The 24,002-nt window shown below is 43.1% G+C and carries 24 protein-coding genes; 13 read left to right on the forward strand and 11 right to left on the reverse strand.

Annotation, left to right across the window (positions count from 1 at the left end):
* Positions 1-50 precede the first annotated feature (50 nt).
* The gene (gene maeB, locus Xbed_RS14225; protein ID WP_086113569.1) at positions 51-2,330 is read right to left on the reverse strand and encodes an NADP-dependent oxaloacetate-decarboxylating malate dehydrogenase; all 2,280 of its coding nucleotides are present in this window, start codon (positions 2,328-2,330) and stop codon (positions 51-53) included.
* Between the two features lie 548 nt (positions 2,331-2,878).
* Between maeB and Xbed_RS14230 the strand changes: the two genes are divergently transcribed.
* The 5 genes from Xbed_RS14230 to Xbed_RS14250 all read left to right on the forward strand — a co-directional run bounded on the left by Xbed_RS14230 (position 2,879) and on the right by Xbed_RS14250 (position 6,328).
* Positions 2,879-3,514, forward strand: a complete 636-nt coding sequence (locus tag Xbed_RS14230; RefSeq protein ID WP_086113570.1) for a response regulator — start codon at positions 2,879-2,881, stop codon at positions 3,512-3,514.
* Between the two features lie 298 nt (positions 3,515-3,812).
* Complete coding sequence (locus Xbed_RS14235) at positions 3,813-4,223, forward strand: ArsC family reductase (RefSeq protein ID WP_086113571.1); 411 nt, start codon at positions 3,813-3,815, stop codon at positions 4,221-4,223.
* A gap of 9 nt (positions 4,224-4,232) precedes the next feature.
* Positions 4,233-5,360 (forward strand): succinyl-diaminopimelate desuccinylase, encoded by a 1,128-nt coding sequence (gene dapE, locus Xbed_RS14240; protein ID WP_086113572.1) that lies wholly within the window; start codon positions 4,233-4,235, stop codon positions 5,358-5,360.
* A complete protein-coding gene (locus Xbed_RS14245; protein WP_086113573.1) occupies positions 5,357-6,049 on the forward strand; it encodes a M15 family metallopeptidase in 693 nt (230 codons plus the stop codon). Before dapE ends, Xbed_RS14245 begins: the two co-directional genes overlap by 4 nt.
* A gap of 84 nt (positions 6,050-6,133) precedes the next feature.
* Entirely contained in the window at positions 6,134-6,328 is a 195-nt protein-coding gene (locus Xbed_RS14250; protein ID WP_086113574.1) for a YpfN family protein, read from the forward strand.
* On the opposite strand, the gene Xbed_RS14255 is transcribed toward Xbed_RS14250, so the two are convergent.
* Positions 6,273-8,450 carry a tRNA(Met) cytidine acetyltransferase TmcA gene (locus Xbed_RS14255; protein WP_086113575.1) on the reverse strand — a complete coding sequence of 726 codons (2,178 nt, stop codon included), beginning with the start codon at positions 8,448-8,450 and terminating at the stop codon, positions 6,273-6,275. The two genes, Xbed_RS14250 and Xbed_RS14255, sit on opposite strands and share 56 nt — an antisense overlap.
* Positions 8,451-8,523: 73 nt before the next feature.
* The gene (locus Xbed_RS14260; protein ID WP_086113576.1) at positions 8,524-8,976 is read right to left on the reverse strand and encodes a DUF441 domain-containing protein; all 453 of its coding nucleotides are present in this window, start codon (positions 8,974-8,976) and stop codon (positions 8,524-8,526) included.
* A 452-nt stretch (positions 8,977-9,428) separates the two neighbouring features.
* Here Xbed_RS14260 and Xbed_RS19770 point away from each other — a divergent pair, with 452 nt between their 5' ends.
* Positions 9,429-9,797, forward strand: a complete 369-nt coding sequence (locus Xbed_RS19770; protein ID WP_167371923.1) for a hypothetical protein — start codon at positions 9,429-9,431, stop codon at positions 9,795-9,797.
* A 117-nt stretch (positions 9,798-9,914) separates the two neighbouring features.
* Here Xbed_RS19770 and purC read toward each other — a convergent pair whose 3' ends face one another.
* The 3 genes from purC to dapA all read right to left on the reverse strand — a co-directional run bounded on the left by purC (position 9,915) and on the right by dapA (position 12,669).
* Positions 9,915-10,628, reverse strand: coding sequence for a phosphoribosylaminoimidazolesuccinocarboxamide synthase (purC, locus tag Xbed_RS14265; RefSeq protein WP_086113577.1), 714 nt, complete (start codon positions 10,626-10,628; stop codon positions 9,915-9,917).
* A 78-nt stretch (positions 10,629-10,706) separates the two neighbouring features.
* On the reverse strand, positions 10,707-11,753 hold the full coding sequence (gene bamC, locus Xbed_RS14270) for an outer membrane protein assembly factor BamC (RefSeq protein ID WP_086113578.1): 1,047 nt from the start codon (positions 11,751-11,753) through the stop codon (positions 10,707-10,709).
* Between the two features lie 16 nt (positions 11,754-11,769).
* Positions 11,770-12,669 (reverse strand): 4-hydroxy-tetrahydrodipicolinate synthase, encoded by a 900-nt coding sequence (gene dapA, locus Xbed_RS14275; protein WP_086113579.1) that lies wholly within the window; start codon positions 12,667-12,669, stop codon positions 11,770-11,772.
* Positions 12,670-12,944: 275 nt separating this feature from the next.
* Here dapA and Xbed_RS14280 point away from each other — a divergent pair, with 275 nt between their 5' ends.
* A complete protein-coding gene (locus tag Xbed_RS14280) occupies positions 12,945-13,490 on the forward strand; it encodes a glycine cleavage system transcriptional repressor (RefSeq protein WP_086113580.1) in 546 nt (181 codons plus the stop codon).
* A gap of 58 nt (positions 13,491-13,548) precedes the next feature.
* On the opposite strand, the gene Xbed_RS14285 is transcribed toward Xbed_RS14280, so the two are convergent.
* The gene (locus Xbed_RS14285) at positions 13,549-13,695 is read right to left on the reverse strand and encodes an AraC family transcriptional regulator (protein ID WP_208612249.1); all 147 of its coding nucleotides are present in this window, start codon (positions 13,693-13,695) and stop codon (positions 13,549-13,551) included.
* A gap of 148 nt (positions 13,696-13,843) precedes the next feature.
* Between Xbed_RS14285 and bcp the strand changes: the two genes are divergently transcribed.
* The gene (gene bcp / locus Xbed_RS14290) at positions 13,844-14,317 is read left to right on the forward strand and encodes a thioredoxin-dependent thiol peroxidase (protein ID WP_167371926.1); all 474 of its coding nucleotides are present in this window, start codon (positions 13,844-13,846) and stop codon (positions 14,315-14,317) included.
* A 161-nt stretch (positions 14,318-14,478) separates the two neighbouring features.
* Here bcp and Xbed_RS14295 read toward each other — a convergent pair whose 3' ends face one another.
* Positions 14,479-15,546, reverse strand: a complete 1,068-nt coding sequence (locus tag Xbed_RS14295; RefSeq protein WP_086113581.1) for an AI-2E family transporter — start codon at positions 15,544-15,546, stop codon at positions 14,479-14,481.
* A gap of 162 nt (positions 15,547-15,708) precedes the next feature.
* Here Xbed_RS14295 and bepA point away from each other — a divergent pair, with 162 nt between their 5' ends.
* Both bepA and arsC read left to right on the forward strand, forming a co-directional pair.
* The gene (bepA, locus tag Xbed_RS14300) at positions 15,709-17,172 is read left to right on the forward strand and encodes a beta-barrel assembly-enhancing protease (protein WP_086113582.1); all 1,464 of its coding nucleotides are present in this window, start codon (positions 15,709-15,711) and stop codon (positions 17,170-17,172) included.
* Between the two features lie 11 nt (positions 17,173-17,183).
* The gene (gene arsC, locus Xbed_RS14305; protein WP_086113583.1) at positions 17,184-17,540 is read left to right on the forward strand and encodes an arsenate reductase (glutaredoxin); all 357 of its coding nucleotides are present in this window, start codon (positions 17,184-17,186) and stop codon (positions 17,538-17,540) included.
* Between the two features lie 92 nt (positions 17,541-17,632).
* On the opposite strand, the gene hda is transcribed toward arsC, so the two are convergent.
* Positions 17,633-18,340 (reverse strand): DnaA inactivator Hda, encoded by a 708-nt coding sequence (gene hda, locus Xbed_RS14310; protein ID WP_167371924.1) that lies wholly within the window; start codon positions 18,338-18,340, stop codon positions 17,633-17,635.
* Between the two features lie 620 nt (positions 18,341-18,960).
* On the opposite strand from hda, the gene Xbed_RS14315 reads away from it, so the two are divergent.
* From Xbed_RS14315 to Xbed_RS14325, 3 genes are all read left to right on the forward strand, one after another.
* On the forward strand, positions 18,961-19,695 hold the full coding sequence (locus Xbed_RS14315) for a hypothetical protein (RefSeq protein WP_086113585.1): 735 nt from the start codon (positions 18,961-18,963) through the stop codon (positions 19,693-19,695).
* Positions 19,696-19,731: 36 nt separating this feature from the next.
* Positions 19,732-20,622, forward strand: a complete 891-nt coding sequence (locus Xbed_RS14320) for a hypothetical protein (protein WP_086113586.1) — start codon at positions 19,732-19,734, stop codon at positions 20,620-20,622.
* Positions 20,623-20,728: 106 nt separating this feature from the next.
* Positions 20,729-21,541 carry a hypothetical protein gene (locus Xbed_RS14325; RefSeq protein ID WP_086113587.1) on the forward strand — a complete coding sequence of 271 codons (813 nt, stop codon included), beginning with the start codon at positions 20,729-20,731 and terminating at the stop codon, positions 21,539-21,541.
* Between the two features lie 340 nt (positions 21,542-21,881).
* Here Xbed_RS14325 and uraA read toward each other — a convergent pair whose 3' ends face one another.
* The gene (gene uraA, locus Xbed_RS14330) at positions 21,882-23,192 is read right to left on the reverse strand and encodes a uracil permease (RefSeq protein ID WP_086113588.1); all 1,311 of its coding nucleotides are present in this window, start codon (positions 23,190-23,192) and stop codon (positions 21,882-21,884) included.
* 69 nt (positions 23,193-23,261) lie between these two features.
* The gene (gene upp, locus Xbed_RS14335) at positions 23,262-23,888 is read right to left on the reverse strand and encodes a uracil phosphoribosyltransferase (protein ID WP_086113589.1); all 627 of its coding nucleotides are present in this window, start codon (positions 23,886-23,888) and stop codon (positions 23,262-23,264) included.
* Between the last annotated feature and the right edge of the window lie 114 nt (positions 23,889-24,002).

Below are 24,002 nucleotides of genomic sequence, written 5' to 3' on the forward strand. Positions count from 1 at the left end.
ACAATTTCATCCCAATCTCACGGCAGGATCAGGACAATCACAGACATCATTTAGAGAGGATGGGTTTGTGCTTCAACCGCCGCCAATGCCACCATATTCACGATACGACGCACCGAGGCAATCGGGGTCAGGATATGAACCGGTTTTGCCACGCCCATCAAGACTGGCCCGACAGTGACGCCATCCGAACTCGTGACACGCAGTAAGTTATAGCTGATACGGGCGGCTTCCATATTTGGCATGATCAACAAATTTGCAGAACCTTTCAGTGGGCTGTCCGGCATGATATCCCGGCGGATGCTTTCCATCAAAGCCGCATCGCCGTGCATTTCACCGTCAATTTCAAGTGAGGGAGCCATTTGTTGAACCAATTCCAGTGTCTTACGCATTTTTCGCGCAGAATCACAATCAGCAGAGCCAAAACTTGAGCGCGATAATAAGGCCACTTTAGGTTCAATACCGAAACGACGAACAGTTTCAGCCGCCATCAGCGTAATTTCTGCCAGTTCTTCTGGGCTGGGATCTTCATTGACATAAGTATCCGCAATAAAAGTATTTCCCATCGGCAACATCAGGGCATTCATGGCACCTGCGGTATGTACCCCCTGGCGGAAACCAAAGACATCTTTCACCACTTGGTAATGTTCGCTGTAGCTGCCAACCGTGCCACAAATCAAGCCATCGGCTTCACCACGATGAACCATGATGGCCCCGATCAAGGTTGGATCGCCAATCACTGTCCGGCGAGCCTGTTCCTGAGAAACGCCACGACGTTTCATTATTTGATAATATTCTTGCCAGTATTCTTTGAAACGCGGGTCATTTTCATTGTTCACAACTTCGAAATCTTTACCGGCTTCAATATGCAGACCCTGCTTCTTAATCCGCATTTCAATCACACTGGGACGACCAATCAGGATAGGGAATGCCAATCCAAGGGAAACCAGCTCTTGTGTGGCATGCAGTACGCGGATATCTTCCCCTTCTGCCAACACAATGCGTTTTTTCTCTTTTTTCGCCTGAGAAAAGATCGGTTTCATGAACAGGTTAGTTTTATAGACAAACTCATTGAGTTTCTCAACATATGCCCCGAAATCGCTAATAGGCCGTGTTGCAACGCCGGATTCCATCGCTGCTTTCGCGACGGCCGGAGCGATTTTTACAATCAGGCGGGGATCAAAGGGTTTCGGAATAATGTAGTCCGGGCCAAAAAACAGATCCTGATCGCCATAAGCGGAGGCGACTTCCTGACTTTGTTCAGCCAGCGCCAAATCTGCGATAGCGTGTACACAGGCAAGTTTCATCTCTTCATTGATGGTGGTCGCCCCAACATCCAGTGCGCCACGGAAAATGAATGGGAAGCACAGGACATTATTCACCTGATTAGGAAAATCAGAGCGGCCAGTACAGATAATGGCATCAGGGCGAACGGCTTTTGCCAATGGCGGCAGGATTTCCGGTTCCGGATTGGCTAATGCCATAATCAACGGAGCAGGCGCCATGGTTTTCACCATGTCCTGTGTCAATACGCCCGGCCCTGAACAACCGAGGAAAATATCAGCCTCCGGGATCACATCGGCCAATGTACGGCTGCCATTATCTTCAATCGCATAATCCGCTTTGGTTTTTTCCATATTCTCTTCGCGACCCCGATAGATAACCCCTTTCGAGTCACAAACGACAATATTTTCACGTTTCAGCCCCAAAGCCACCAGCAGGTTCATACAGGCTATCGAAGCAGCGCCAGCACCCGATACAACCATGCGTACCTGGCTGATATCTTTGTTAACAACCCGCAAGCCATTCAATACCGCAGCGGTACAGATAATGGCTGTCCCGTGCTGATCATCATGGAATACCGGAATTTTCATGCGCTCACGGAGCTTCTGCTCAATATAGAAGCATTCCGGGGCTTTGATATCTTCAAGGTTAATGCCACCGAAGGTCGGTTCCAGCGCCGCAATGATATCAATGAGTTTGTCAGGATGGGTTTCATCTACTTCGATGTCAAAAACATCAATGCCCGAAAATTTCTTGAACAGAACGCCCTTGCCTTCCATCACCGGTTTACCGGCTAATGCGCCAATGTTGCCCAATCCCAAGACCGCCGTGCCGTTGGAAATAACCGCAACAAGATTACCACGCGCAGTATATTTATACGCCGCCAAAGGATCTTCTGCTATTGCAAGGCAAGGGGCTGCGACACCCGGTGAATACGCGAGTGCCAAATCACGTTGAGTTGTCAGTGGCTTAGTCGGAGTCACCGTGATTTTCCCCGGCTGTGGAAATTCATGGAAATCAAGCGCACTTTGTTTTAGTTTTTCGTCCATTATTTGATCCTTTACGCGTCATATCGAAGTGAAAATTTGCTCAGTATAATAGTTACGGGAAGTTAAATCATGATGTCAGTAGCATTATTTTGTTTATAACCCGCAAAAACCCAAGAACAAAAAGTAAGCTAGTCATGATTTGATGTTAACCAACATGATATAGACAGGAACCTAATGATACCTATAGAGAGGTATTTTATTCCTCATTAATGAACTGATAAATTAATTAAACAAGTATTTTAAAGTCAGCATTTAAAATAAGTTTACAAAAACAAAATTTAATCTATAAAATATTAACCTCAGTTTATTTAGAAAATTATCAGCAATTAAGGAAACACATTTTCTTATGAAAGTGAATTTCATTTCACCTGAATGGTTAAACCTGTTTGCGATATTTCTCTTTTTATATCAGGATATATTTTCAGAATCTCATTAATGATGATTCAATATACTCCATAAAAATCACACAGCAATTTAACATAAAGCAGAGCTCTGTCTTTTATGTTTTATTAAACATAAAATCTGCATTTCTATATGGGAGAAAGAACATGCATAATCATTCAGTCATGATAGTCGATGATCATCCTATCATTCGTCACGGCTTAAAAGGGTTGATTGAATTGGAACGGGAACTCATTGTGACTGCCGAAACTGACAATGGTGAAGATGCAATTAATATCGCTTGCCAGATAAAACCAGACATTATTTTGATGGATCTGAATATCTATGGTCTTTCAGGAATTGATACGATTAAATCTCTCCGGCGCAAGGGCCTTGATTCCTATATTTTGGTACTTTCTGATTCAGATCATCGCAGTGATATTTATGATGCCGTTGATGCCGGGGCTAATGGCTATTTATTAAAGGATATCGAACTTGTTTCTCTGTTGAACAACATAAAAAAAGCGGCGGATGGTCATGCGGTGTTCAGTGAAAAAGTTTATCAATATTTATCTACCCGCCATCTTTATGTCGACCCTTTATCAAAATTAACCAAGCGGGAATTAGATGTCTTAAAAGAAATTGCAGAAGGAATGACAAATAAAGAAATTGCTGACTTCCTGTTTATTTCAGAAGAGACTGTGAAAGTTCATACCCGTAACTTATTGAAAAAACTTAAATCCCGCTCCCGTCTCGAAGCCACTATCATCTATCTAAAACATAGGAAAACAGAGTTCATCTAACATTGGGTTCTTTTTCAACCCGCCCAATATGAAACACAATTTCCCTAAGTTTTGTCAGCGGGGAAATTGTGGGTTATTAAGAATAACAAATTAGTTCAGAGCAGATTAATTTCACGCCTAATAATTATAGGTGCTATTTATTTAATTTATTATTGCTTAATAACCCTATACTTAATGGATTTCAAGATGCCGCCGACAAAGCGGCAACCTGAAAGATGAAGGGGATATCTCTATCTGGATAAAATCCTAAATTTCCCGCATTATGTCGGCTACGTTAAACCAAACCAAGGATCTCATCATGTCGGATACCACTTCTCACAACATTTTTACCCTCTACGGTATCAAAAACTGCGATACCATAAAAAAAGCGCGTCGCTGGTTAGAAGACCAAGAGATCCCCTATCAATTTCATGATTATCGCGCTGACGGTTTATCTTCTGAGCTACTCCAATCCTTTATTGAACCCATTGGTTGGGAACCCCTGCTAAATACCCGTGGTACAACCTGGCGAAAATTATCTGATGAGCAAAAAGCCGCCATTAATAATGCAGAAGCCGCTCAGGCACTGATGCTGGAACAACCGTCAATCATAAAGCGTCCCCTTTTGATCTCAAACCGTTTGATCTCAAAAACAGCGGCCTCAGCAATAGAGAAGTATTTAATCGGCTTCAAGGCTGAACAGTATCAACAATTTTTCTCGCATGGCTAGGATCTCATTATGACTTGTCCTGTAATCGATCTTGCTCAACAGTTAATTAAGCGCCCTTCTGTCAGTCCGGATGATCAGGGCTGTCAGGAGTTGCTCATCCAACGTCTGCAGAACATCGGCTTCACGATAGAGCGAATGCCTTTTGGTGATACCTTGAATTTCTGGGCTTATCGGGGCACAGGAGAAACGTTTGCCCTTGCCGGGCATACCGATGTCGTCCCTGCCGGAGATATCTCACAATGGCAGACCGCACCTTTCGAACCGACTCTCCGCGATGGAATGCTTTATGGCCGTGGTGCCGCAGATATGAAAGGGTCTCTGGCTGCGATGGTTGTGGCGGCTGAACGTTTCGTCAGGGCATATCCTGCCCATAAAGGCCGCCTTGCTTTCCTCATCACCTCTGATGAAGAAGCCAAGGCAACAAATGGTACCGTTCAGGTGGTTGAAACATTGATGTCTCGTCATGAGCGTCTGGATTACTGTCTGGTGGGAGAGCCTTCCAGCCAACAACACCTGGGAGATATGATCAAAAATGGACGCCGGGGTTCCCTGACGGCCAACCTGACTATTTTTGGCACTCAAGGCCATGTTGCCTATCCTCAATTGGCCGATAATCCGATCCACCGTTCACTGCCCTTTCTACACGATCTGGTCAATACCACATGGGATAATGGCAATCAATTTTTCCCCGCCACGAGCATGCAGATTGCTAACATTCAGGCCGGAACCGGCAGCAATAACATTATTCCGGGTAAATTGTGGATGCAATTTAATTTCCGTTTCAGCACCGAGTTAACGGATGCCGAAATCCGCCAACAGGTGGAAGCCATGTTGAAAAAGCATAATCTGAAGTATGAACTTGACTGGTGGCTGTCAGGTCAGCCTTTCCTGACCTGTAAAGGCGCACTCGTTGATGCCGTGGTTGACTCAGTGACCCATTATTGCGGGCGTACACCGGAGCTATCAACGGGCGGGGGAACATCAGATGGGCGTTTCATTGCCAGGATGGGCGCTCAAGTTGTGGAGTTGGGGCCCATTAACGCCACTATCCATAAAACCAATGAATGCGTCAACGTGGCTGATTTACAGGCATTGAGTCTGATTTATCAACGTATCATGGAGCAACTCATTAAATGATGACACCTGACATGTTGACTGGCTTGTCCACAGAACATTTGGTCACGCTGGCGGGCAATCACCGTTTACAGTTCAATGCCACCAAAGCCTTTCTTGCCATGCAGAAAGAGGCTGCCAAGGCGGGATTTAAGCTACAACCCGCCAGCTCATTCCGTGATTTCACACGCCAGCAAACTATCTGGAATGAAAAATTTCGCGGTCAGCGTCCAGTTTTAGATGTTCATAGCCAACCGCTCAACATTTCAGAGATGAGCGAAGGTGAACGTTGTGAAGCCATTCTTCGTTGGTCAGCCTTGCCGGGAGCAAGTCGTCATCATTGGGGGACTGAACTGGATGTCTATGACCCATTCCTGCTACCGCAGGGCAAGACATTGCTGCTGGAACCCCGGGAATATGAAAACGGGGGCTACTTTGAGCCACTGACCGATTGGCTGACAGAAAACATGTCTCACTATGATTTCTATCGCCCCTATACTCGCCCTGATGCTGGCGTAGCTTATGAGCCGTGGCATATCAGTTATTGGCCTATATCCCATGAAGCTGAACGTTTGTTCGATGAAGACGTCCTCCTGAATGTCTGGCAACATCATGATATTGCCGGCATAGACTGGCTAAAAACCAACCTGACTTATATTTTTAAAAAATACATCATGGTAGAAGATCAGGAAAATAGTAGCTCAGGAAAATAGTCGATTAGAAAAAGATTAGGAAGATAACTGATCAGGCTCCCAGAGCCTTATGGAAAAGGCTCTTAATATTCCGAGGAGAACGTAATGCATTGGCTGATAGATTATTGGTGGATTGTTCTGTTAGTGCTCGTCGGCACTATCATTAATGCAGTCAAGGCGCTAAGTCGCGTCGACCAAAAGCGTTTTTTAGATAACAAACCCGAATTGCCACCCCATCGTGATCTTAACGATCAATGGGATGATGAGGACGATTGGTCTCAGCAGAATCGCAAGAAATAACCCAGTTTTTCCACTGATTGGCAAGTATTGCATCCATACTTGCCAAAGCGTGGGCCGTCTCTTCCCGCCAATGCTTCAATAATGCCTTGCGCCCACTTAACGATAAATCGCCCGCACACTGTTCGATATCTCTCTGCTGCTGAAGATGTTTTCTTAATGCAGGCAAAGCCAAATCGCTCATTAACAATAATCTTTGTAATGCACAATAAGATGCCGATAAGGAACGATGGGCAAACGCAAATCCAGCCAATTCCTGCCAGTCACTGCCATTGAGCTGATTATCCTCATCGTGTTCAATCGGTAAGGCAAAGCCAAGCAACGCTCCCAACCCACGGGCATCCCTGGATAATTGCTGTTGCGCTAATTGAGCAAAATGCTCACCTTGCCCATTCAATGGCAAAATAGCCATTGCGGTATAACAACCACTACTCGCTTCCCGGTGGGTTCCCATTCTGACCAAGCGAAAACCACATTTTTGCCAGAGCGCCCAAAGTTCGGCGGTATAACCAAAACTGACAGAAAGAAAATCCAACTTGTGTTTTCTGGCTTCCTGACACTGTTGAGTTATTAAGTGTTGCGCAATGCCACGGCGACGATAGTGAGCTTGCACTGCGATACGGCTGATTCTCTGTGATCGCAGTATCGCAGCCTGTGGAAAACCGCCGTGTGCGGCTAAGGATTGAGCCACCAGATTTCCCCTCGGACGACGCCTTCCTGCCCATATTTCATGCGCCAGTGCCGGTGATAATCCCCCTTCATTCACCATCCACATCGCACCCACTAATTGCGGTTCATCCACTGAACCAGACATGGCAGAGAGAAACGTCATCCCATGACCATCCAACAGCCGGCGTAAATCGAGGGGAGATGTGCGATAGTGGGCGCTAGTCAATAATCCATAAAATTGACGCAATAACGTGGGTTGCTGTAACCACATGGGTTGTTCAATAGGGTAGAAATACAGGTCTTTTTCAAGATTCAGGTTTTTTTCAAGATGACAGTGAGGCCGTTGATCGTCAAGGCGCAGTTGATCATCAAGGAGCTGTTTATCATTAAAGAACAGCGCGCTATCCAGCCAGGTTTCCAATGGATCATTTTCAGCCCAGCGCATGGGGGTGTTCAATTCACGAACATGACAGTCAGGTAATGCAGCACACAGCTTCAACAAAAAGCCACGCCCGGTTCCCTCATATCCCTGCACCGTTGAAGTTAACAACACTCTGGGAAAATAACAGATAAGTTCAGCCAATTGTGGCGTAGGTATCGCCGCCGCTTCATCAATCAATAACCAGTCAGCGTCGTTTTTATTTCCCAGCCCATTCTTTTTCAATCGGCAATGCTTCAATAAGTTATCTACCGCCCAGAATGGCGTTTCTTGCCCTGAAATGCCGGAGTAACGCTGAATAACTTCGGTTGTGATTTTTGCCGGGGCACATAACCAACATGTTCCTTGCCAATGCCGAACCAACATCCCGGCCAGGGCAGATTTCCCCCGCCCTCGCGGCGCAGTGATGACCCAAACCCCGCCTGATGACTGTAACAATTCTTCAAGAAGCGTTTGCTGACCCACCGTTGGGTTTCCGTCAGGCACCTGCCACAACCCAGTCTGGTGCAAGGGCTGTAATTGAAAAGGCGTACCCTGCTGCCATACACTTTGTCGCCATACACTTTGTCGCCATAATAGTACATCAGGAAATGCGAGGATCTGCTGCTGGATATGCTGGACAAAATAAGGAGTGGGGATGATCCCCCCCGATTCATTCCAACGCACACTGTCTTTATCCGGTTGTTCCGTCCACTGTGACCAATCGGGTACGCGCATCACCAGCCAACTTCCCGCTTTTAACGTGCCGGCCAATATCGCCAAGGCTTCCGCATTAAAGCCGGTCATTGCATCAAAGACGCCGTGTAAAAATTCACGCCCAAGCAAACTCACCGCTTTTGTGGGTTCGATGCCATCCGGTTCATAAGATGAAACCGTTAGCCAATCTCCCTGAAATTGTTCTTTTAGTTGACTAACAATCAATTCGCTCCATTGAGGTTGACCACTCAATACAACTAAACGGCGCTGTCCCTGTTGTTGCATCTGTGCCTGCAACGTTACCCATGCGCTATCCAACATAATGACTCCAAATTCAACCCCATGCCAATGGGGTTATTTCAGCCTGTACACCCATATGGTCATAACACAGTGGTCATAACTTACCCATCATGATTGACAGAATGCCCGCCGCAATCAATGGGCCAACAGGAACGCCCCTGAATAGCGCAACCCCCAATATGGTGCCGACCAACAATCCTGCTACCGTAGAAGGCTGGCTGGACATTAAAGCAACACCACGGCTGCCTAACCATGAGACCAGCACCCCAACAGCCATAGCCAACAGTGATTTCCAATTCAAAAAAGAGTTAAAGATTTCCTGTGAAGAGATTTTCCCGCTGGCTATCGGTGCCATGACACCAATGGTCAGAATCAGTATGCCTATCGTCAGACCATATTTTTCTACCCAAGGAAAAAACTGATTCAAGGGTGTGATTCGAACCACTAACAGAAATAACATGGCAAGCGTCACGGTCATGTTATGGCTGATGATGCCTAACCCTGCCAATACGAGCAAAATAAGTAACGTAGGATCAATGTAGCTCATTAATTTTTATTTCCTAAAAAAACAACATTTGACTATTTTCAAACCAAGCAACATCAGTTCTGGCACAAATAGAATAATAACTTAAAATTTTTTTTACTTAATCAAAAATATTAACATTCAGTGGAAGAATGCTTATTAGCGGTTATATTCACATATAAAACAATCGGTAATAAAATGACATGAAACCCATTTTCCCGGTACATGAAGCACCATACCTAAATTGGGTAAATAGCGCAGCCATGCGCAGTTTGTTAGCATTCTTGCTTTAGATAATAACTTTGATAAATTATTACTCATTCCAATCAAGGCGCCGCTTTGTTTCTTGATCGTGGAAAGCATCACAACCAGGGCAATTTATACATAACATCAGTAACAAACCGGCCTCATGACATCTTACTGATAAACATTAACACTTTTATCAAGGTGAATGCAGAAAGGTTGTAAGGAACACCTTGCAAACAGGATGCGTTCGTATAAACAATATGAAAAAATTAACATTCTTCATAATGATCAGTCTTTCCTTAGCAGGCTGTACCACTCAATGGGTTCCTGCAACAAGTAGCCCAACTCCTTTCAGTGAAGCAAAAACAACATGCTATTATTCAGCATCAAGGCTATTTCCGGTAAAAAATGAAGTTGCCCAAAGAACAGAACTCAGAACAGTCACCCACCCCTGTGAAACAAAAAAGGGGACTTGCAGTTATAGTATTCCCACGCTCGAAAGCTATGTGATAGATGTGAACAGGGATTCCAGAAACAACATGTATGATAGCTGTATGCAACAAAACGGCTGGAAGAAAAAAACAAAATACCTGTTTTAACCGTTTGGCTTAACCTGCGAAACGATGACAGGATGCCCTTATTGATGATAAGGGCATCCTGTCATGTTAAACCCTCTATTATTTTAAACCATAATTTTTAAGTAATCGTTTGCGTCATTAATCCAAAATAACGCCAATACGGTGTGCAACCTCTTCATACGCCTCAATCAAACCACCCAGACTCTGACGGAAGCGATCTTTATCCATTTTATCCATGGTTTGCTGATCCCACAGACGGCTGCCATCGGGTGAAAATTCATCGCCCAATACGACTTGCCCCTTAAACAGACCAAACTCCAATTTGAAATCCACCAGAATCAAACCCGCATCGTCGAACAGTTTGCTCAATACTTCATTGGCCTTGTAGCTCAATCGTTTCATTTCAGACAAGTGTTCTTTATTCACCCAGCCAAATGTTTCGCAGTAGGATTCATTGACCATCGGATCATGTTTAGCGTCATCCTTCAAAAACAGGTCAAATAGCGGTGGGTTAAGTACCATTCCTTCTTCGACCCCAAGGCGTTTCACCAGAGAGCCGGCCGCCCGGTTACGAATAACGCACTCAACAGGCACCATATCAAGTTTTTTCACCAAGCATTCATTATCTGACAGCAGTTGTTCCATTTGCGTAGGAATGCCCGCTTCTTCCAGTTTATTCATAATGAAATGATTGAATTTATTATTCACCATGCCCTTGCGATCAAACTGTTCGATGCGTTCACCATCCAATGCTGATGTATCATTACGGAATTCCAGTACAAGCAGGTCAGGATTGTCAGTGGTATACACTGTTTTTGCTTTTCCACGATACAACTCAGCTTTTTTCTGCATTTTATACTCCAGGGATATGACTTTTTTAAACGAAAAACTTCACCCAAAAAATAAAGGGGCCTGAGGCCCCTTTATATATTACTTACCTGTGGATTTGCTGAACACAGCTTCCAGCACAGCCACCATTTGATCATTTTCAGATTGGGTCAGCGGTTTACCTTTCTCGCTGATAAATTGCAGGCTGCTTCGGTTATCCAAATCGCCTACCTGTAACTTGTAATTTCCTTCGCTGAGGGAAGGGGCTTCTACGCCCAACGCTTTCCAATCAGAAGCACTGAGTCCCTTGTAAGTGACCGTTATCGCTCCCGTGGAGCGGGTACGATCCGTCACCTGCATACCGACACTTTCTAAGGTGTATGGCAATCTGTTCCAGACGACATCGTAGGGTGCACGGACAATAATTCTTGGCAACCCGGTATTGTCACTACCACTCTGTACGGGTAATGCACCAGAATCTTTGGCGCTGTTTTGGCTGGCCTCTTCCTGCTGCTGGTTTAAAGCCGTCGCCAATTCATTAAGCATCAGGATCGTGTAACGTTGAATTTCTGCCGGATTGGTGATGTCCTGTCCACCATGTTTCAACCCTTCATTTGCAACAGACAGGGCTGTTTGATAACCCTGCTGGGAAACCGAAATCCGGTAACGCGCCTGATAAGGCGTATTTTCATCAGCCCGAGTCCATGTAATCCAATCCGTCGTCAACGTTTGCGTCGCATCATCTTTCTGGCTGATTTGATAATTTTTCTTTGTCAGCAAGCTATTGATTTCTGACCACAACTTGCTGTATTCCGGGCTATTTTCAAGCAACAATTTACTGCTTTGTGCACTATTCTCAACGCGGGAACCCGTCAATAAAGCCAGGGCTTGCAACGGCGGACGAATATCCAGCTCCTTACCCACGGCACTTGTTGAAGCCGCCGCCGGAATATTATATTCACCGTTTTGTAACGGTAATATCATTCCCGCAGGGATGTTCAACGTTTTTAGTGGAGGCGTTTCAAGATAAGACTCATCCCCATTGACTTGACGTTTATAGCGCTGATCGCTGGAGCAAGCTGCCAACAAAACGACCAGTGACAAACCTGCTACCTTCATGACTTTCGATTTTTGCAATAATGTTGCCATTAAAATTCCCTAAATTTTACAGTAATCCAGCCATTTTCAGGGCCTTACCCACTGAAACTTGCCCTTCCTGTGTTAACGGAATCATAGGCAAACGCAGTGTATCATCGGTAATCAGACCCAATTGACGGCAGGCCCACTTGGCTGGCGTCGGGCTAGGTTCAACAAATAATTGATGATGCAATTCCATCAGTTGGCTGTTCAGGCTACGGGCCTGCAAAAATTCGCCCTGATCAGCCAATTTGCATATCCGGGCCATTTCCGCCGCTGCAACATTCGCTGTCACAGAAATAACCCCTCTGCCACCCAGCTTCATGAAATCGACAAAACTGACATCATCACCACTCAGCAAAATGAAATTTTCATCATTAACCCATTCTTGGATCTGGCTGACACGACTTAAGTTCCCCGTTGCTTCCTTAATTGCAACAATATTTTTCAATTTCGCCAAACGGGCAACCGTCGGTGGCAGTAAATCACATCCGGTACGAGATGGCACATTATACAGAATTTGTGGTAAGTCGGTATTCTCAGCTATCGCTTTATAATGCAGATATAAACCTTCTTGCGACGGCCTATTATAATAAGGTGTCACTGACAGGCAACCCACAACGCCGGTATTTTCGAAACGCTGGGTCAGTGAAATGGCTTCTGCTGTCGCGTTTGCCCCAGTGCCGGCAATCACAGGAATACGCCCATCCGCCACTTCCAGGGTTCTCAGTACAACTTCAACGTGCTCGTCGTGGCTAAGTGTTGCACACTCACCGGTTGTGCCAACAGATACAATCGCAGATGTACCACTGGCGATATGATAATCAACTAACTTTTTCAAACCGGCCTTATCAATCCGGCCAGCCGAATCCATCGGTGTTATCAATGCCACTATACTGCCTGTAAAATCAGAGTGATCGCTTACCATTGCCATTTCCCCTTAATTGAAACCTTAAACTGCAAATGAGAAGTTTATGGTACTGTCTTGTTATACAGAAGAAAACTCCTTAAGCACGCGATTTCAATGAATTTTATTAATACCAAGTGTAGTCGATTAAACAGAAATTATAATCGGCTCCCCAACAAATGCGATTGACCTTCCCTTGATCATTTTTTATGTTTAAATATACCGCACACAGCAATCACCCATTACAACTAGCACCTATTACAACTAGCACTCATTACAACTAAAGGAAAATCGCTTTGCCAACATCAGAACAGCATTTTTTAGTGATCACGGCCCTGGGTACAGATCGTCCCGGCATCGTCAATACTATCACCCGTCTTGCCAGTACATGCGGCTGCAATATTGAGGATAGCCGTCTGGCAATGTTTGGCGAAGAATTTACTTTTATCATGTTGCTGTCTGGTAGCTGGAATGCCATTGCCCTGATCGAGTCAACGTTGCCACAGAAAGGCGCAGAGCTTGAATTACTCATTGTGATGAAACGTACCCGATGTGGTATCCAGACCAAATTTCCTTCGACCATTACCGTCAAAGTCGATGTCGATGATTCACCCGGAATTGTTGAACGTTTTACCAGCCTGTTTACCGCCCAGAATCTGAATATCGCTGAACTGGTATCAAAAACGCATCCCGCAGAAGGAAATCATGCCGCCCGCCTGCAAATTCAAATTACAGGCCATCACCCATTAAATGATAATGGGAGGTTATTCAAAGAAACTTTTTACCACCTATGCACAGAGTTAAATGCACAAGGCAGTCTTGTTGTACAAAATCATTTATAAGTTTAACCAAGGACAGGACGTTTCGCTTTATATCCCCGCCCACGCATTGGGCGAGGATTTACGGCGATGAGTGATTCACCGCATACTTCACTTGCCATGCTTTCGGGTTGATCAAATAATGTTGCCGGAAACGTTTAGAGAAATGGCTTGGACTGGAATAGCCCACTGCTTTTGATAACGATTTTATTGTCCAAGGGTAATGTATAGTGGTTGTGTTATGCTGCGGGACTGGTCAGAGATTAAATATAGACAGTAATACGACTTCCGGGAAAATCAGAGTCCTATCTGGTTTTCCCAAGACAATTAATTTTTCATCTAAATTTACATCAAAACAATTAAACGGAGAATGCGTGATGAATCCATTAAAAGCCGGTGATAAGGCACCTCAATTCAGCCTTCCTGACCAAGCCGGCGAAACCATTAATTTGTCTGACTTCAAAGGCCAGCGGGTTTTAGTTTATTTTTACCCCAAAGCCATGACACCCGGTTGTACCGTTCAGGCATGTGGTTTGCGTGACACGATGAATGAACTAAAAAGTCTCAATGTTGAAGTATTGGGGATCAGCATCGATGCACCTGAAAGACTCGCTCGCTTTGCAGAAAAAGAGAGGCTGAATTTCACACTCCTGTCCGATGTTGATCATCAAATTGCCGAGCAGTTTGGTATTTGGGGAGAGAAGAAGTTCATGGGTAAAACCTATGACGGCATTCACCGCATTAGTTTCTTGATTAATCCCCAAGGCGATATTGAATATGTTTTTGATAAGTTCAAAACCAGTGATCATCATCAAATTGTACTCGATTATCTGAAACAGCATGCGTTGTGAATTCGTTATATACCCGATGGATTTCAAGATATAGCGCGACGGCAAGGGAACGACAAGTTCGTTCCCGCCAGCCAAAGGCTGACCTCCGGGGAGGGGGAGTTGCTCATTACAACCCCTTATATCCCTAAACTACTCCCCCACCTTTAAGATTGGCATTTGCCCTACTCTTCTTGTCCTTCAGTTTTTTCCTCCGGCCAGACATGAATGATCGCCTTGATCAACGTAGCCAGTGGAATGGCAAAGAAAACGCCCCAAAAACCCCATAATCCGCCAAAAATAATGACCGAAAGAATGATGACAAGAGGATGAAGATTGACCGCTTCCGAAAATAAAATGGGCACGAGGAGATTGCCGTCTAATCCCTGTACAACCAAATAGGCGATAAACAACGTCCAGAAATCCGTTCCCAGCCCCCATTGAAACAGGGCGACAACAATAACGGGGATCGTCACAATGACCGTACCAATATAGGGAATGAGTACAGATAAACCGACCAAAACCGCAAGCAGCAGAGAATAATGTAATCCAAAGAAAGCAAATACCGCATATGTACAGAGGGTCAGTATCACCATTTCAGTGACTTTGCCACGGATATAGTTAGTGATTTGTTGGTTCATCTCATTCCACAATTTACCGGCCAAACCGTAGTCGCGCGGTAATATCCGCTGTAATGCCGCTACCATTTGATTTTTGTCTTTCAACAAGAAAAACACCATTAAGGGAACCAGGATCAGGTAAATCGCCAGCGTCAACAAACCAATCAAAGACGCCACCGAAAATTTAAAAACAGACTCCCCCGCCAGAGAGAGTTTGCTGCGTAAATTGTCAGCGACCATTTCGATGATGCCGGCATCGACCAACGCAGGATAGCGGGAAGGTAAAGTATGCGCGTAATCATTAAACCGATTAAACATATTAGGTAAATCAGAGAACAAATTTAACCCTTGTTGCCAGACAGTTGGTGCAATAATCAGGATAACCAGTGCACTGATTCCCATAAAAATAGTTAATACTATGGAGACGGAAAGCGGGCGGCTACAGCCCAATTTGCCTAATTGCACGGTTGGCCATTCCAGCAAATACGCCAGCACAATGGCAGCAAGGACAGGTGCCAGAATTCCATTAAAAAAATAGATGATCCCGAATCCAGCCAACAAAATAACCAATAATGCAATAACTTGTGGATCTGTGAAGCGGCGGCGATACCACTGCATAATCATATCCAACATAAATACAACTCCTTGACAGCGACACTCTGTGACTATTTTTTATTAAAAATTATTACGATTAACGTATTTTAAGGTACCCTTTACTATCATACACGTATTCATGAAATGGATGGCTAATTGGAACACATTGTCTTATGGAGATCGTTTTATGAGAATCGCTTTATGAAAAAAATACCAAGAAAATCTCTAATAACCCTCTTTATCAGCCTGTTATTATTGGGCAATCACCCTGTATTCTCCGCACCAGCCGAAGATTTATTGCCTGATATCGGTACTACTGCGGGAGCGACCCTCAGTATCAATCAGGAGATAGCAATAGGTGATTCATACATCCGTTCGATACGCGCCCAGTCGCCTCTGATTTATGACCCGTTGCTGACGCAATATATTAATAAATTAGGTCAAAGATTAGTTGAACACGCGGACTCAGTAAAAACCCCTTTCCATTTCTATCTGCTCAATAACCCCAATATTAATGCCTACGCATTTTTTGGTGGTAATGTCGTTCTCCATTCAGCCCTGTTGCGCTATAGCCGCAATGAGAGTGAGCTGGCGTCAGTCATAGCCCATGAAATTTCCCATGTCACACAGCGGCATTTGGCACGGTTGATAGAAGATCAACAGCGTAAAAGCCCCCTTGCCTGGGCCGGCGCCCTGGGTTCTATTCTGCTGATGATGGCTAATCCACAGGCAGGCATAGCGGCTCTCAGTGGCACACTTGCGGGTTTTCAGCAAAATATGATCAGTTTTACCCAAGCAAATGAGCAAGAAGCCGATCGTATTGGAATAAGGACTCTCAGCCGTGCGGGGTTTGATCAGAATGGAATGCCTAATTTTATGCAGATTCTGGCAGATCAATCCCGCTACAGCTCCAAATTGCCTCAGATGCTATATACTCACCCATTACCTGACAGCCGTTTAGCTGACGCTCGTAATAGGGCAAATCAATATCCGGCTAAGACCGTCCCTGAGTCTCAGGATTTTCTGTTTGCCCGTGTCCGTCTTTCGATAATGTACTCAAACGAAGGACTCCCTTATATTCATCAATTATTGGATAAATATCATCAGGGAACTGCCAAAGAGCGGCTTGCTGCAGCCTATGGGCGTGCAATTTTGCTGGTTAAAGATAAAAAATATGCTGAAGCCAATACAATATTGGCTCCACTTATGGATAAACACCCAGATAATGTTTGGTTCATTGATGCCATGACGGATATCAATATCGGACAAAAACAGTATACCAGCGCCATTACCCGGTTGCAGGAGGCACTCAACAAACAGAAAAATAACCCTATACTGCAAATCAATCTCGCAGATGCCTATTTTCAAGCCAGCCAGTATCCACAGGCATCACAACTTCTGTATCGTTATACTTTCAATAACCCTAACGATCTCATTGGTTGGAAACTATTGAGAGAAGCACTTGGCAAGCAGGGAAAAAGTGGTGAGGAATTAGCAGCATATGCGGAAGTAATGGCATTACAGGATGAATTTGATATGGCCGTTGATTACCTTAGTAAAGCCAGTAAATTGGCAAAATTAGGCAGTGATGCTCAAGCACGGTATGATGCCCGGATTGATCAATTACGCCAATTGCAACAAAGTTATAGCCAATATAAAAAATGAGGGATTTTGATATGCAACAAGTGACTTTCTACCACAATCCCCGTTGTTCAAAGAGCCGTGAAACACTCAGGCTGGTTGAAGAACTCGGTATTACCCCGAAAATCATTCACTATCTCGAAACACCGCCGACGGTGGAACAACTGGCCGTATTATTAAAACAGCTCGATTTCAAAGATGCCCGTCAATTGATGAGAACCAAAGAAGAGCTTTATAAGGAGCTCAACCTCGATGATCATTCGCTCTCACAAGAAGCCTTGCTTCAGGCGATGGCTGAAAACCCAAAACTGATAGAGCGTCCGATTGTTGTTGCCGGCGATAAGGCGCGTTTGGGTCGCCCACCTGAGCAGGTCAAAGAGATTCTGTTCTGATCCTGTTTCAGAAATACCCAACAAAAAAGTGATAGAGGCATTTCTCTATCACTTTTATATTCTGATCTCGTTGACTTCTCGCGTTGGTTAACTCAAAGCTCAAGGATATCTTTCACAAACGGGATCGTCAGTTTGCGTTGTGCCACAATAGAAGCCCGATCAAGCTCATCCAACGTTTTGAACAACGTTTGCATTTCCCTATCGAGCCGTTTCAACACAAAACGCCCGACATCTTCTGGCAATTCAAAACCCCGTAATTTTGCCCGCAACTGCAATGCCTGGATCTTTTCATCATCAGACAAGGGCTGTAATTTGTAAATTTGCCCCCAATCCAGACGAGATGCCAGATCCGCCAAAGTGAGGTTAATCTGCCGTGGAGGACGATCACCTGTGATCAAAAGACAAGTTCGGCCAATCTCCACAATCCGGTTGTAGAGGTTGAAAATTGCCATCTCCCATTCCTGATCACCTGCGATACACTCAATATTGTCGATGCACACCAATGATAAATGTTCCATGCCATCAAGGACTTCGGGAACAAAATAGGCGCGTTTATCCAGTGGTACATACCCTACAGCTTCTTCCTGTTGGGACAATTCGGCACAGGCTGCATGAAGTAAATGACTTTTACCCCCGCCATCGCGGGACCAAAAATAGATATAACTACCATGTGACTGACTAATGGCCAATCTTATTGCGGCTAATAAGGAAGTATTCTCACCGGCAAAGAAACTGGCAAATGTTTCATCATCTGGCAAATATAATGGCAATGAAAGCTGCGACGGTGTATTCAGAAGCACCTCAGACAGAATGGATAACGAACAGCGCTAAGTCTACCACAAAAAGCGCCTGTAAATAAAATGAATGCGTTGTTTACAATGGGAACTTATTGTCTGTGTTCGCCTTTGTCATAACAAACCGGGGATACGATAAGCCGAATGGCCCTGTTTTATTTTTTTATTGGCATCCGGATAGGCATTTAGGTTAGTATTGAAGCAGGTTCTTCCATAACAAAGATTATTTTATCCGCAATGCAAGAGCGATGAGCGGTTATAGAGTAAAATGTTCTGGCGTATTTCACTGTTTATAAGCACATATTTTCAATGATTATCTCATTTTCTCTCTATAGCCATAAACTATTATGTTATTCAAGTATTTTTCACATGACTATTCAGTATCCCAGAGCTTGCAAAAATAGCATTAATATTAAAGAAATTTACCCACATGAGTTTAGAAAGCAAACATTGGTGAAATAATCTATAAGTTAGGCATCATCTTTCATAAAATAAAAATAGAAAACTATTTTATAGTTAGTGACTTAATTTACGATTAAATAATATTTAAAAAAAATCCTCAGATATTATTTAACAATGTGTGAATTATGATAAGAGAATAATGAAATTTTCATTTGGAGGTTAATATGTTAATTGAAGATATTCTACGTAAAACTTTAAGACTCACACAATATGTCTTCGCTGGGGGGGCAGGTAATAAGTTTTTTTATCGTTCAGAACTTATGCCAGCAACTGAATCATGCAGAAATGTTGATTTATCAATAAGACTTAAACACCTTCATCTCCAACAACTACGCACTGAAATGGAAGAAACAACAAAAATGTCCCAACAATATGACTATCTGATAAGAAATAGACCGGCATCCGGTTTTGTCGGAAATTGCGGGGAATACTCCTATTTTGCATTTTATCATCTCATGAAAATGTGCCCTGCCGATATCAGGAAAACATACACTACAAACAAGGAATGCCCTATCTATGTACAGCTTCCGGTTTTACTGCAACCTTACGATCATACATTTATTTTAATTTATCAGGCAGATAGCCTTTCTTATCACCCCAACAGATTTCTAAAATTTAACGCCATTCCATCAGATGCATGGGTCTGTGATCCGTGGGCTGATATTATTTGTCTTGCACAACACTATGATGATGTATGGAAAAATCAAATGGCGAAATGGCACCAAAAAGGGTTATGTATTCGAACCGTTCTCAGTGATGAGAAATTAGCGCATAATCAAAATTATTCTCCTCTTAGAGAAAGAACCTATACCAATATATCCAATGGTAATAAGTTCATTGCACATCTTGGAACCATCTATCCCAATGGTAAAAATACGGTACATTACTGGGAATTTTAAATTATCTACCTTAACTTATTTTCACTCGGAGTTTGTATGTTAATAAAAGATATATTACATGATGCGGTAAAAAAAACACAAACCGCCTTTATGGGAGGATCAACTAATAGATTTTATTTAGAAACAAAAGACATTGATAAAACAGGAAAAAAGGAACCCGAAATAGCATGCAGATTGCTCGATACCGCCGCTAAAAAATCAATAACACTCCACAAATTACGCGCATTCACAACAATGGGAGATCATATAGACAGGTTGCCTTATATATATAGCTATATTAATGAAAGCAAATTCAAACTTAATCTTGTCGGAAACTGTAGCGAGTATTGTAAGTATGCCTTACATTATTTAATAAAATATCATTCATTTAAAATTTTTAACCTTTGCAAAAATATAAACTCCAATCCAAGCAATCACATTTTTTTCATCCTTTATGAGACCCCTTCTCCCAACGACCATTGTTTTATCAATCTATATCATATGACAGACCAGGTTCGGGAAAAATTTAATAACGATACTTTCTCACACATTCAACCAGATTCATGGATATGTGATCCCTGGGCTGATATTGTTTGTCGGGGAAAAGAATATCCTCAGCAATGGAAAAACCGAATGAAACAATGGTATTATAATAATATATACGTAGCAACATCGGATAGTAAAATGTTTATGGAAACGAAAACAGATAGATATAATCAATTTTACTCCCCTTTAAGACCTAATGTTTATAATATTATTTCAGATATATTCCGTTATATTGCATCAGCAGTTATTTTCATTGATAATGTGGGCAAAATTATGACAATCAATGATGGCAAAGTCGTTCCCTATAATATGGGTGAAATCAGCAGGTCAGAGCTTAGTAAATCAGGATTTATCGATATCAATAAAATAAATTTAGGCAGCAAAAACATTGAATCCGAGTAAGTCATATGACAAATGACATATCAAAATTGCAGGATATTTCCTTACTCCCCCGCAGAGTGGAGAGTAAGGAGTTTTCAGAAAGTTAGGTGTTTCACTTGGAGTTTGTATGTTAATAAAAGATATATTACATGATGTGGTAAAAAAAACACAAACCGCTTTTATGGGAGGTTCATCTAATAAAATCCCTTTAGAAACAAAAAATATAGATAAAATAGGTAAAAACGAACCTGCCATAATATCTAAATTTAAAGATGTTTTTTTAAAAAAAGACTACTTAGTCAAGGAATTACGAAAATTCACAGACCTTAGAAATAACATAGATAAATTACCTCTTATATATACCCGTATTAATGAAAGAAAATTCAGAATTAATCTTGTCGGAAACTGTGGCGAACATTGTAAGTATGCCTTACATTATTTAATAAAAAACCATTCATTTAAGATTTTTAATATTTACAAAGACATTGACCAAAACCCAAGAAATAACATTTACATCACCATTTATAAAGTCTCTCCCCCCTATGACCATAGTTTTATCCATATATGTTATATGACAGAGCGTGCTCATTCAATAATGGATGAAAAGACATTCTTATCCATTAAACCAGACCCATGGATATGTGATCCTTGGGCTGATATTATTTGTCGGGGAAGCGAATATCTTCAGGAATGGAAAATCAGAATGACACAATGGAATAATAATAACATGTGCGTAATAGCCTCGGATAGTGGAAATTTCATGACAACTGACACGGGGAGATATCCTAAATTTCTTTCTCCTTTAAGACCCAATGTTTATAATATTATTTCAGACACATCACATTATGTTCCATTAAAAACACTTTTTATTGATAACAGGGGAAACATCCAGGAATACAAAGATAATGGTGAAATTATTTCTTATAATATTAGATATTAATGAAATCAGTAGCTCAGAGATTCAGGCATCATAATTTATCGATATATACCCAAAATAATTCGAGTTGCATCGCGGCGGTAAGGGAGCGAATCCCCGGGAGCATAGCTAACTATGTGACCGGGGTGAGTGAGTGCAGCCAACAAAGAGGCAGCTTGAAGTATGACGGGTATAGATAAAATAAACATCGACAATATAAGACATTAAATAATAGTAAATCCAATAATTTATATAACAAATGCCATTTAAAAATTACAGAACACTTCCTTACTCCCCGCAATGCGGAGAGTAAGGGATCTTCAGAAATTACCGTGTCTCATTAATATAAAAAAATATTTATAGATTATTCTATTGTTTCACTCTTTTGATTATTTTTAATCGATTCGACAGAAGAATTAATATACGACTCTTCCGGGCGAATAATGCTGATCAACTTAAAAAGTAAACTCAGGCCAATACCGACGACAGTGGCAAGCGCCATTCCCTTCAATTCCGCAGCACCAATCTGAATTTTTGCCCCACTGACACCAATAATCAAAATAACGGAAGTCAGGATCAGGTTCTGAGCTTTACTGTAATCAACTTTAGAATCAATCAAAACTCGAATACCTGACGCACCAATTACACCGTATAACAATAAAGAAACACCGCCCATCACGGGAACCGGGATCATCTGGATCGCCGCCGCCAATTTACCGACGCAAGACAGCAATATCGCCAATATCGCCGCTCCGCCAATCACCCATGTACTATAGACGCGGGTCAATGCCATAACACCGATATTTTCACCATAGGTCGTGTTGGGCGTTGAGCCGAAGAAACCCGAAATCATTGTTGAGAAACCATTCGCAAACATTGAACGATGCAAACCGGGATTTTTCAGCAAATCCTTCTGCACAATATTGGCGGTAACCACCAAATGCCCAACATGTTCTGCAATCACTACCAGCGCGGCGGGTAAAATCGTCATGATGGCGAACCATTCAAAACGCGGGGTATAGAAAGTAGGTAATGCAAACCACGGCGCTTCACGTACCGGTGTTAAATCTACAACCCCCATATAGAATGACAGCGCATAGCCCGCTAAAACACCAATCAGAATCGGGATAATCGCCATAAAACCACGGAACACCACAGAACCCAATATTGTCACGCCCAATGTCACCATAGAGATGGTCAGATTGGTCGCATTGACATCAGAACCGGATGCCGGACGCAAACCGGCCATATCAGCAGCGACACCCGCCAGTTCCAAACCGATGACCGCAACAATAGCGCCCATCGCTGCGGGTGGAAACATGACATTAATCCAGCCTCTGCCCGCCACTTTAACAATCAGGGCAACCAGACAAAACAGTAAACCACAGACAATGAATCCCCCCAATGCCAGCTCATATCCCAAGGGCAGTAGCAGCAATACAGGTGAAATAAAGGCAAAGCTGGAACCCAGATAAGCCGGAATTTTTCCTTTGCAAATAAACAGATAGAGCAAGGTTCCAATACCATTAAACAATAAAATGGTGGCGGGATTGACTTTAAACAAAATGGGAACCAAAACGGTTGCACCAAACATGGCAAATAAATGCTGTAAACTCAATGGAATGGTCTGTACCAAAGAGGGTCTGTCGTCTACCCCAATAGTCCGACGGGTCATGCTGAATATCCTCTTATATCGTCTTACCAGAAAGCAAAAAAAAGCCGGCTGGCTAGCCGGCTGAAAATGTTATTTAGTCCCAAATATTTTATCGCCCGCATCCCCCAGGCCAGGAACAATGTATCCGTGTTCGTTGAGATATTCATCAATGGAGGCCGTATAAAGTTCGACATCCGGGTGGGCTTTCTCCAGTGCAGCGATGCCTTCCGGAGCCGCTACCAAAACCAACACTTTAATGACCGGACACCCGGCCTTCTTCAACAGGTCAATGGTGGCAATCATGGAGCCGCCGGTTGCCAACATGGGATCGACAACCAATGCCATGCGTTCATTAATGTCAGAAACCAATTTTTGGAAGTAAGGCACAGGTTCGAGTGTTTTTTCGTCACGATACACCCCAACAACACTGATTCGCGCACTGGGGATATTTTCCAGTACGCCATCCATCATGCCCAATCCCGCTCGCAGGATAGGTACGACGGTAATTTTCTTCCCTTTAATCTGGTCAATTTCTACCGGACCACACCATCCATTAATGGTCACTTTTTCAACTTCCAAATCAGCAGTTGCTTCATATGTCAGAAGACTACCCACCTCTGAGGCCAGTTCACGAAAGCGTTTAGTGCTTATATCATGATCTCGCATCAGACCAAGTTTATGTCTAACTAGCGGGTGTTTAACCTCAACGATCTTCATGAGTTTCTCCTAATATAGCCGGCAGATAAAAAATCGCGGGATTATACCGCCTTTTCCTCATCACGCCACTATCAATCTATTGATTTTTATCAACCATAAGTATTTTTCTACCAT

This window comes from Xenorhabdus beddingii (assembly GCF_002127545.1).
GTDB classification, from domain to species: domain Bacteria; phylum Pseudomonadota; class Gammaproteobacteria; order Enterobacterales; family Enterobacteriaceae; genus Xenorhabdus; species Xenorhabdus beddingii.

Excerpts from the sequence above, each read along its gene's own strand:
- maeB (WP_086113569.1), bottom strand. The coding sequence starts at position 2,330 with ATGGACGAAAAACTAAAACAAAGTGCGCTTGATTTCCATGAATTTCCA.
- Xbed_RS14230 (WP_086113570.1), top strand. The coding sequence starts at position 2,879 with ATGCATAATCATTCAGTCATGATAGTCGATGATCATCCTATCATTCGT.
- Xbed_RS14235 (WP_086113571.1), top strand. The coding sequence starts at position 3,813 with ATGTCGGATACCACTTCTCACAACATTTTTACCCTCTACGGTATCAAA.
- dapE (WP_086113572.1), top strand. The coding sequence starts at position 4,233 with ATGACTTGTCCTGTAATCGATCTTGCTCAACAGTTAATTAAGCGCCCT.
- Xbed_RS14245 (WP_086113573.1), top strand. The coding sequence starts at position 5,357 with ATGATGACACCTGACATGTTGACTGGCTTGTCCACAGAACATTTGGTC.
- Xbed_RS14250 (WP_086113574.1), top strand. The coding sequence starts at position 6,134 with ATGCATTGGCTGATAGATTATTGGTGGATTGTTCTGTTAGTGCTCGTC.
- Xbed_RS14255 (WP_086113575.1), bottom strand. The coding sequence starts at position 8,450 with ATGTTGGATAGCGCATGGGTAACGTTGCAGGCACAGATGCAACAACAG.
- Xbed_RS14260 (WP_086113576.1), bottom strand. The coding sequence starts at position 8,976 with ATGAGCTACATTGATCCTACGTTACTTATTTTGCTCGTATTGGCAGGG.
- purC (WP_086113577.1), bottom strand. The coding sequence starts at position 10,628 with ATGCAGAAAAAAGCTGAGTTGTATCGTGGAAAAGCAAAAACAGTGTAT.
- bamC (WP_086113578.1), bottom strand. The coding sequence starts at position 11,753 with ATGGCAACATTATTGCAAAAATCGAAAGTCATGAAGGTAGCAGGTTTG.
- dapA (WP_086113579.1), bottom strand. The coding sequence starts at position 12,669 with ATGGTAAGCGATCACTCTGATTTTACAGGCAGTATAGTGGCATTGATA.
- bcp (WP_167371926.1), top strand. The coding sequence starts at position 13,844 with ATGAATCCATTAAAAGCCGGTGATAAGGCACCTCAATTCAGCCTTCCT.
- Xbed_RS14295 (WP_086113581.1), bottom strand. The coding sequence starts at position 15,546 with ATGTTGGATATGATTATGCAGTGGTATCGCCGCCGCTTCACAGATCCA.
- bepA (WP_086113582.1), top strand. The coding sequence starts at position 15,709 with ATGAAAAAAATACCAAGAAAATCTCTAATAACCCTCTTTATCAGCCTG.
- arsC (WP_086113583.1), top strand. The coding sequence starts at position 17,184 with ATGCAACAAGTGACTTTCTACCACAATCCCCGTTGTTCAAAGAGCCGT.
- Xbed_RS14315 (WP_086113585.1), top strand. The coding sequence starts at position 18,961 with ATGTTAATTGAAGATATTCTACGTAAAACTTTAAGACTCACACAATAT.
- Xbed_RS14320 (WP_086113586.1), top strand. The coding sequence starts at position 19,732 with ATGTTAATAAAAGATATATTACATGATGCGGTAAAAAAAACACAAACC.
- Xbed_RS14325 (WP_086113587.1), top strand. The coding sequence starts at position 20,729 with ATGTTAATAAAAGATATATTACATGATGTGGTAAAAAAAACACAAACC.
- uraA (WP_086113588.1), bottom strand. The coding sequence starts at position 23,192 with ATGACCCGTCGGACTATTGGGGTAGACGACAGACCCTCTTTGGTACAG.
- upp (WP_086113589.1), bottom strand. The coding sequence starts at position 23,888 with ATGAAGATCGTTGAGGTTAAACACCCGCTAGTTAGACATAAACTTGGT.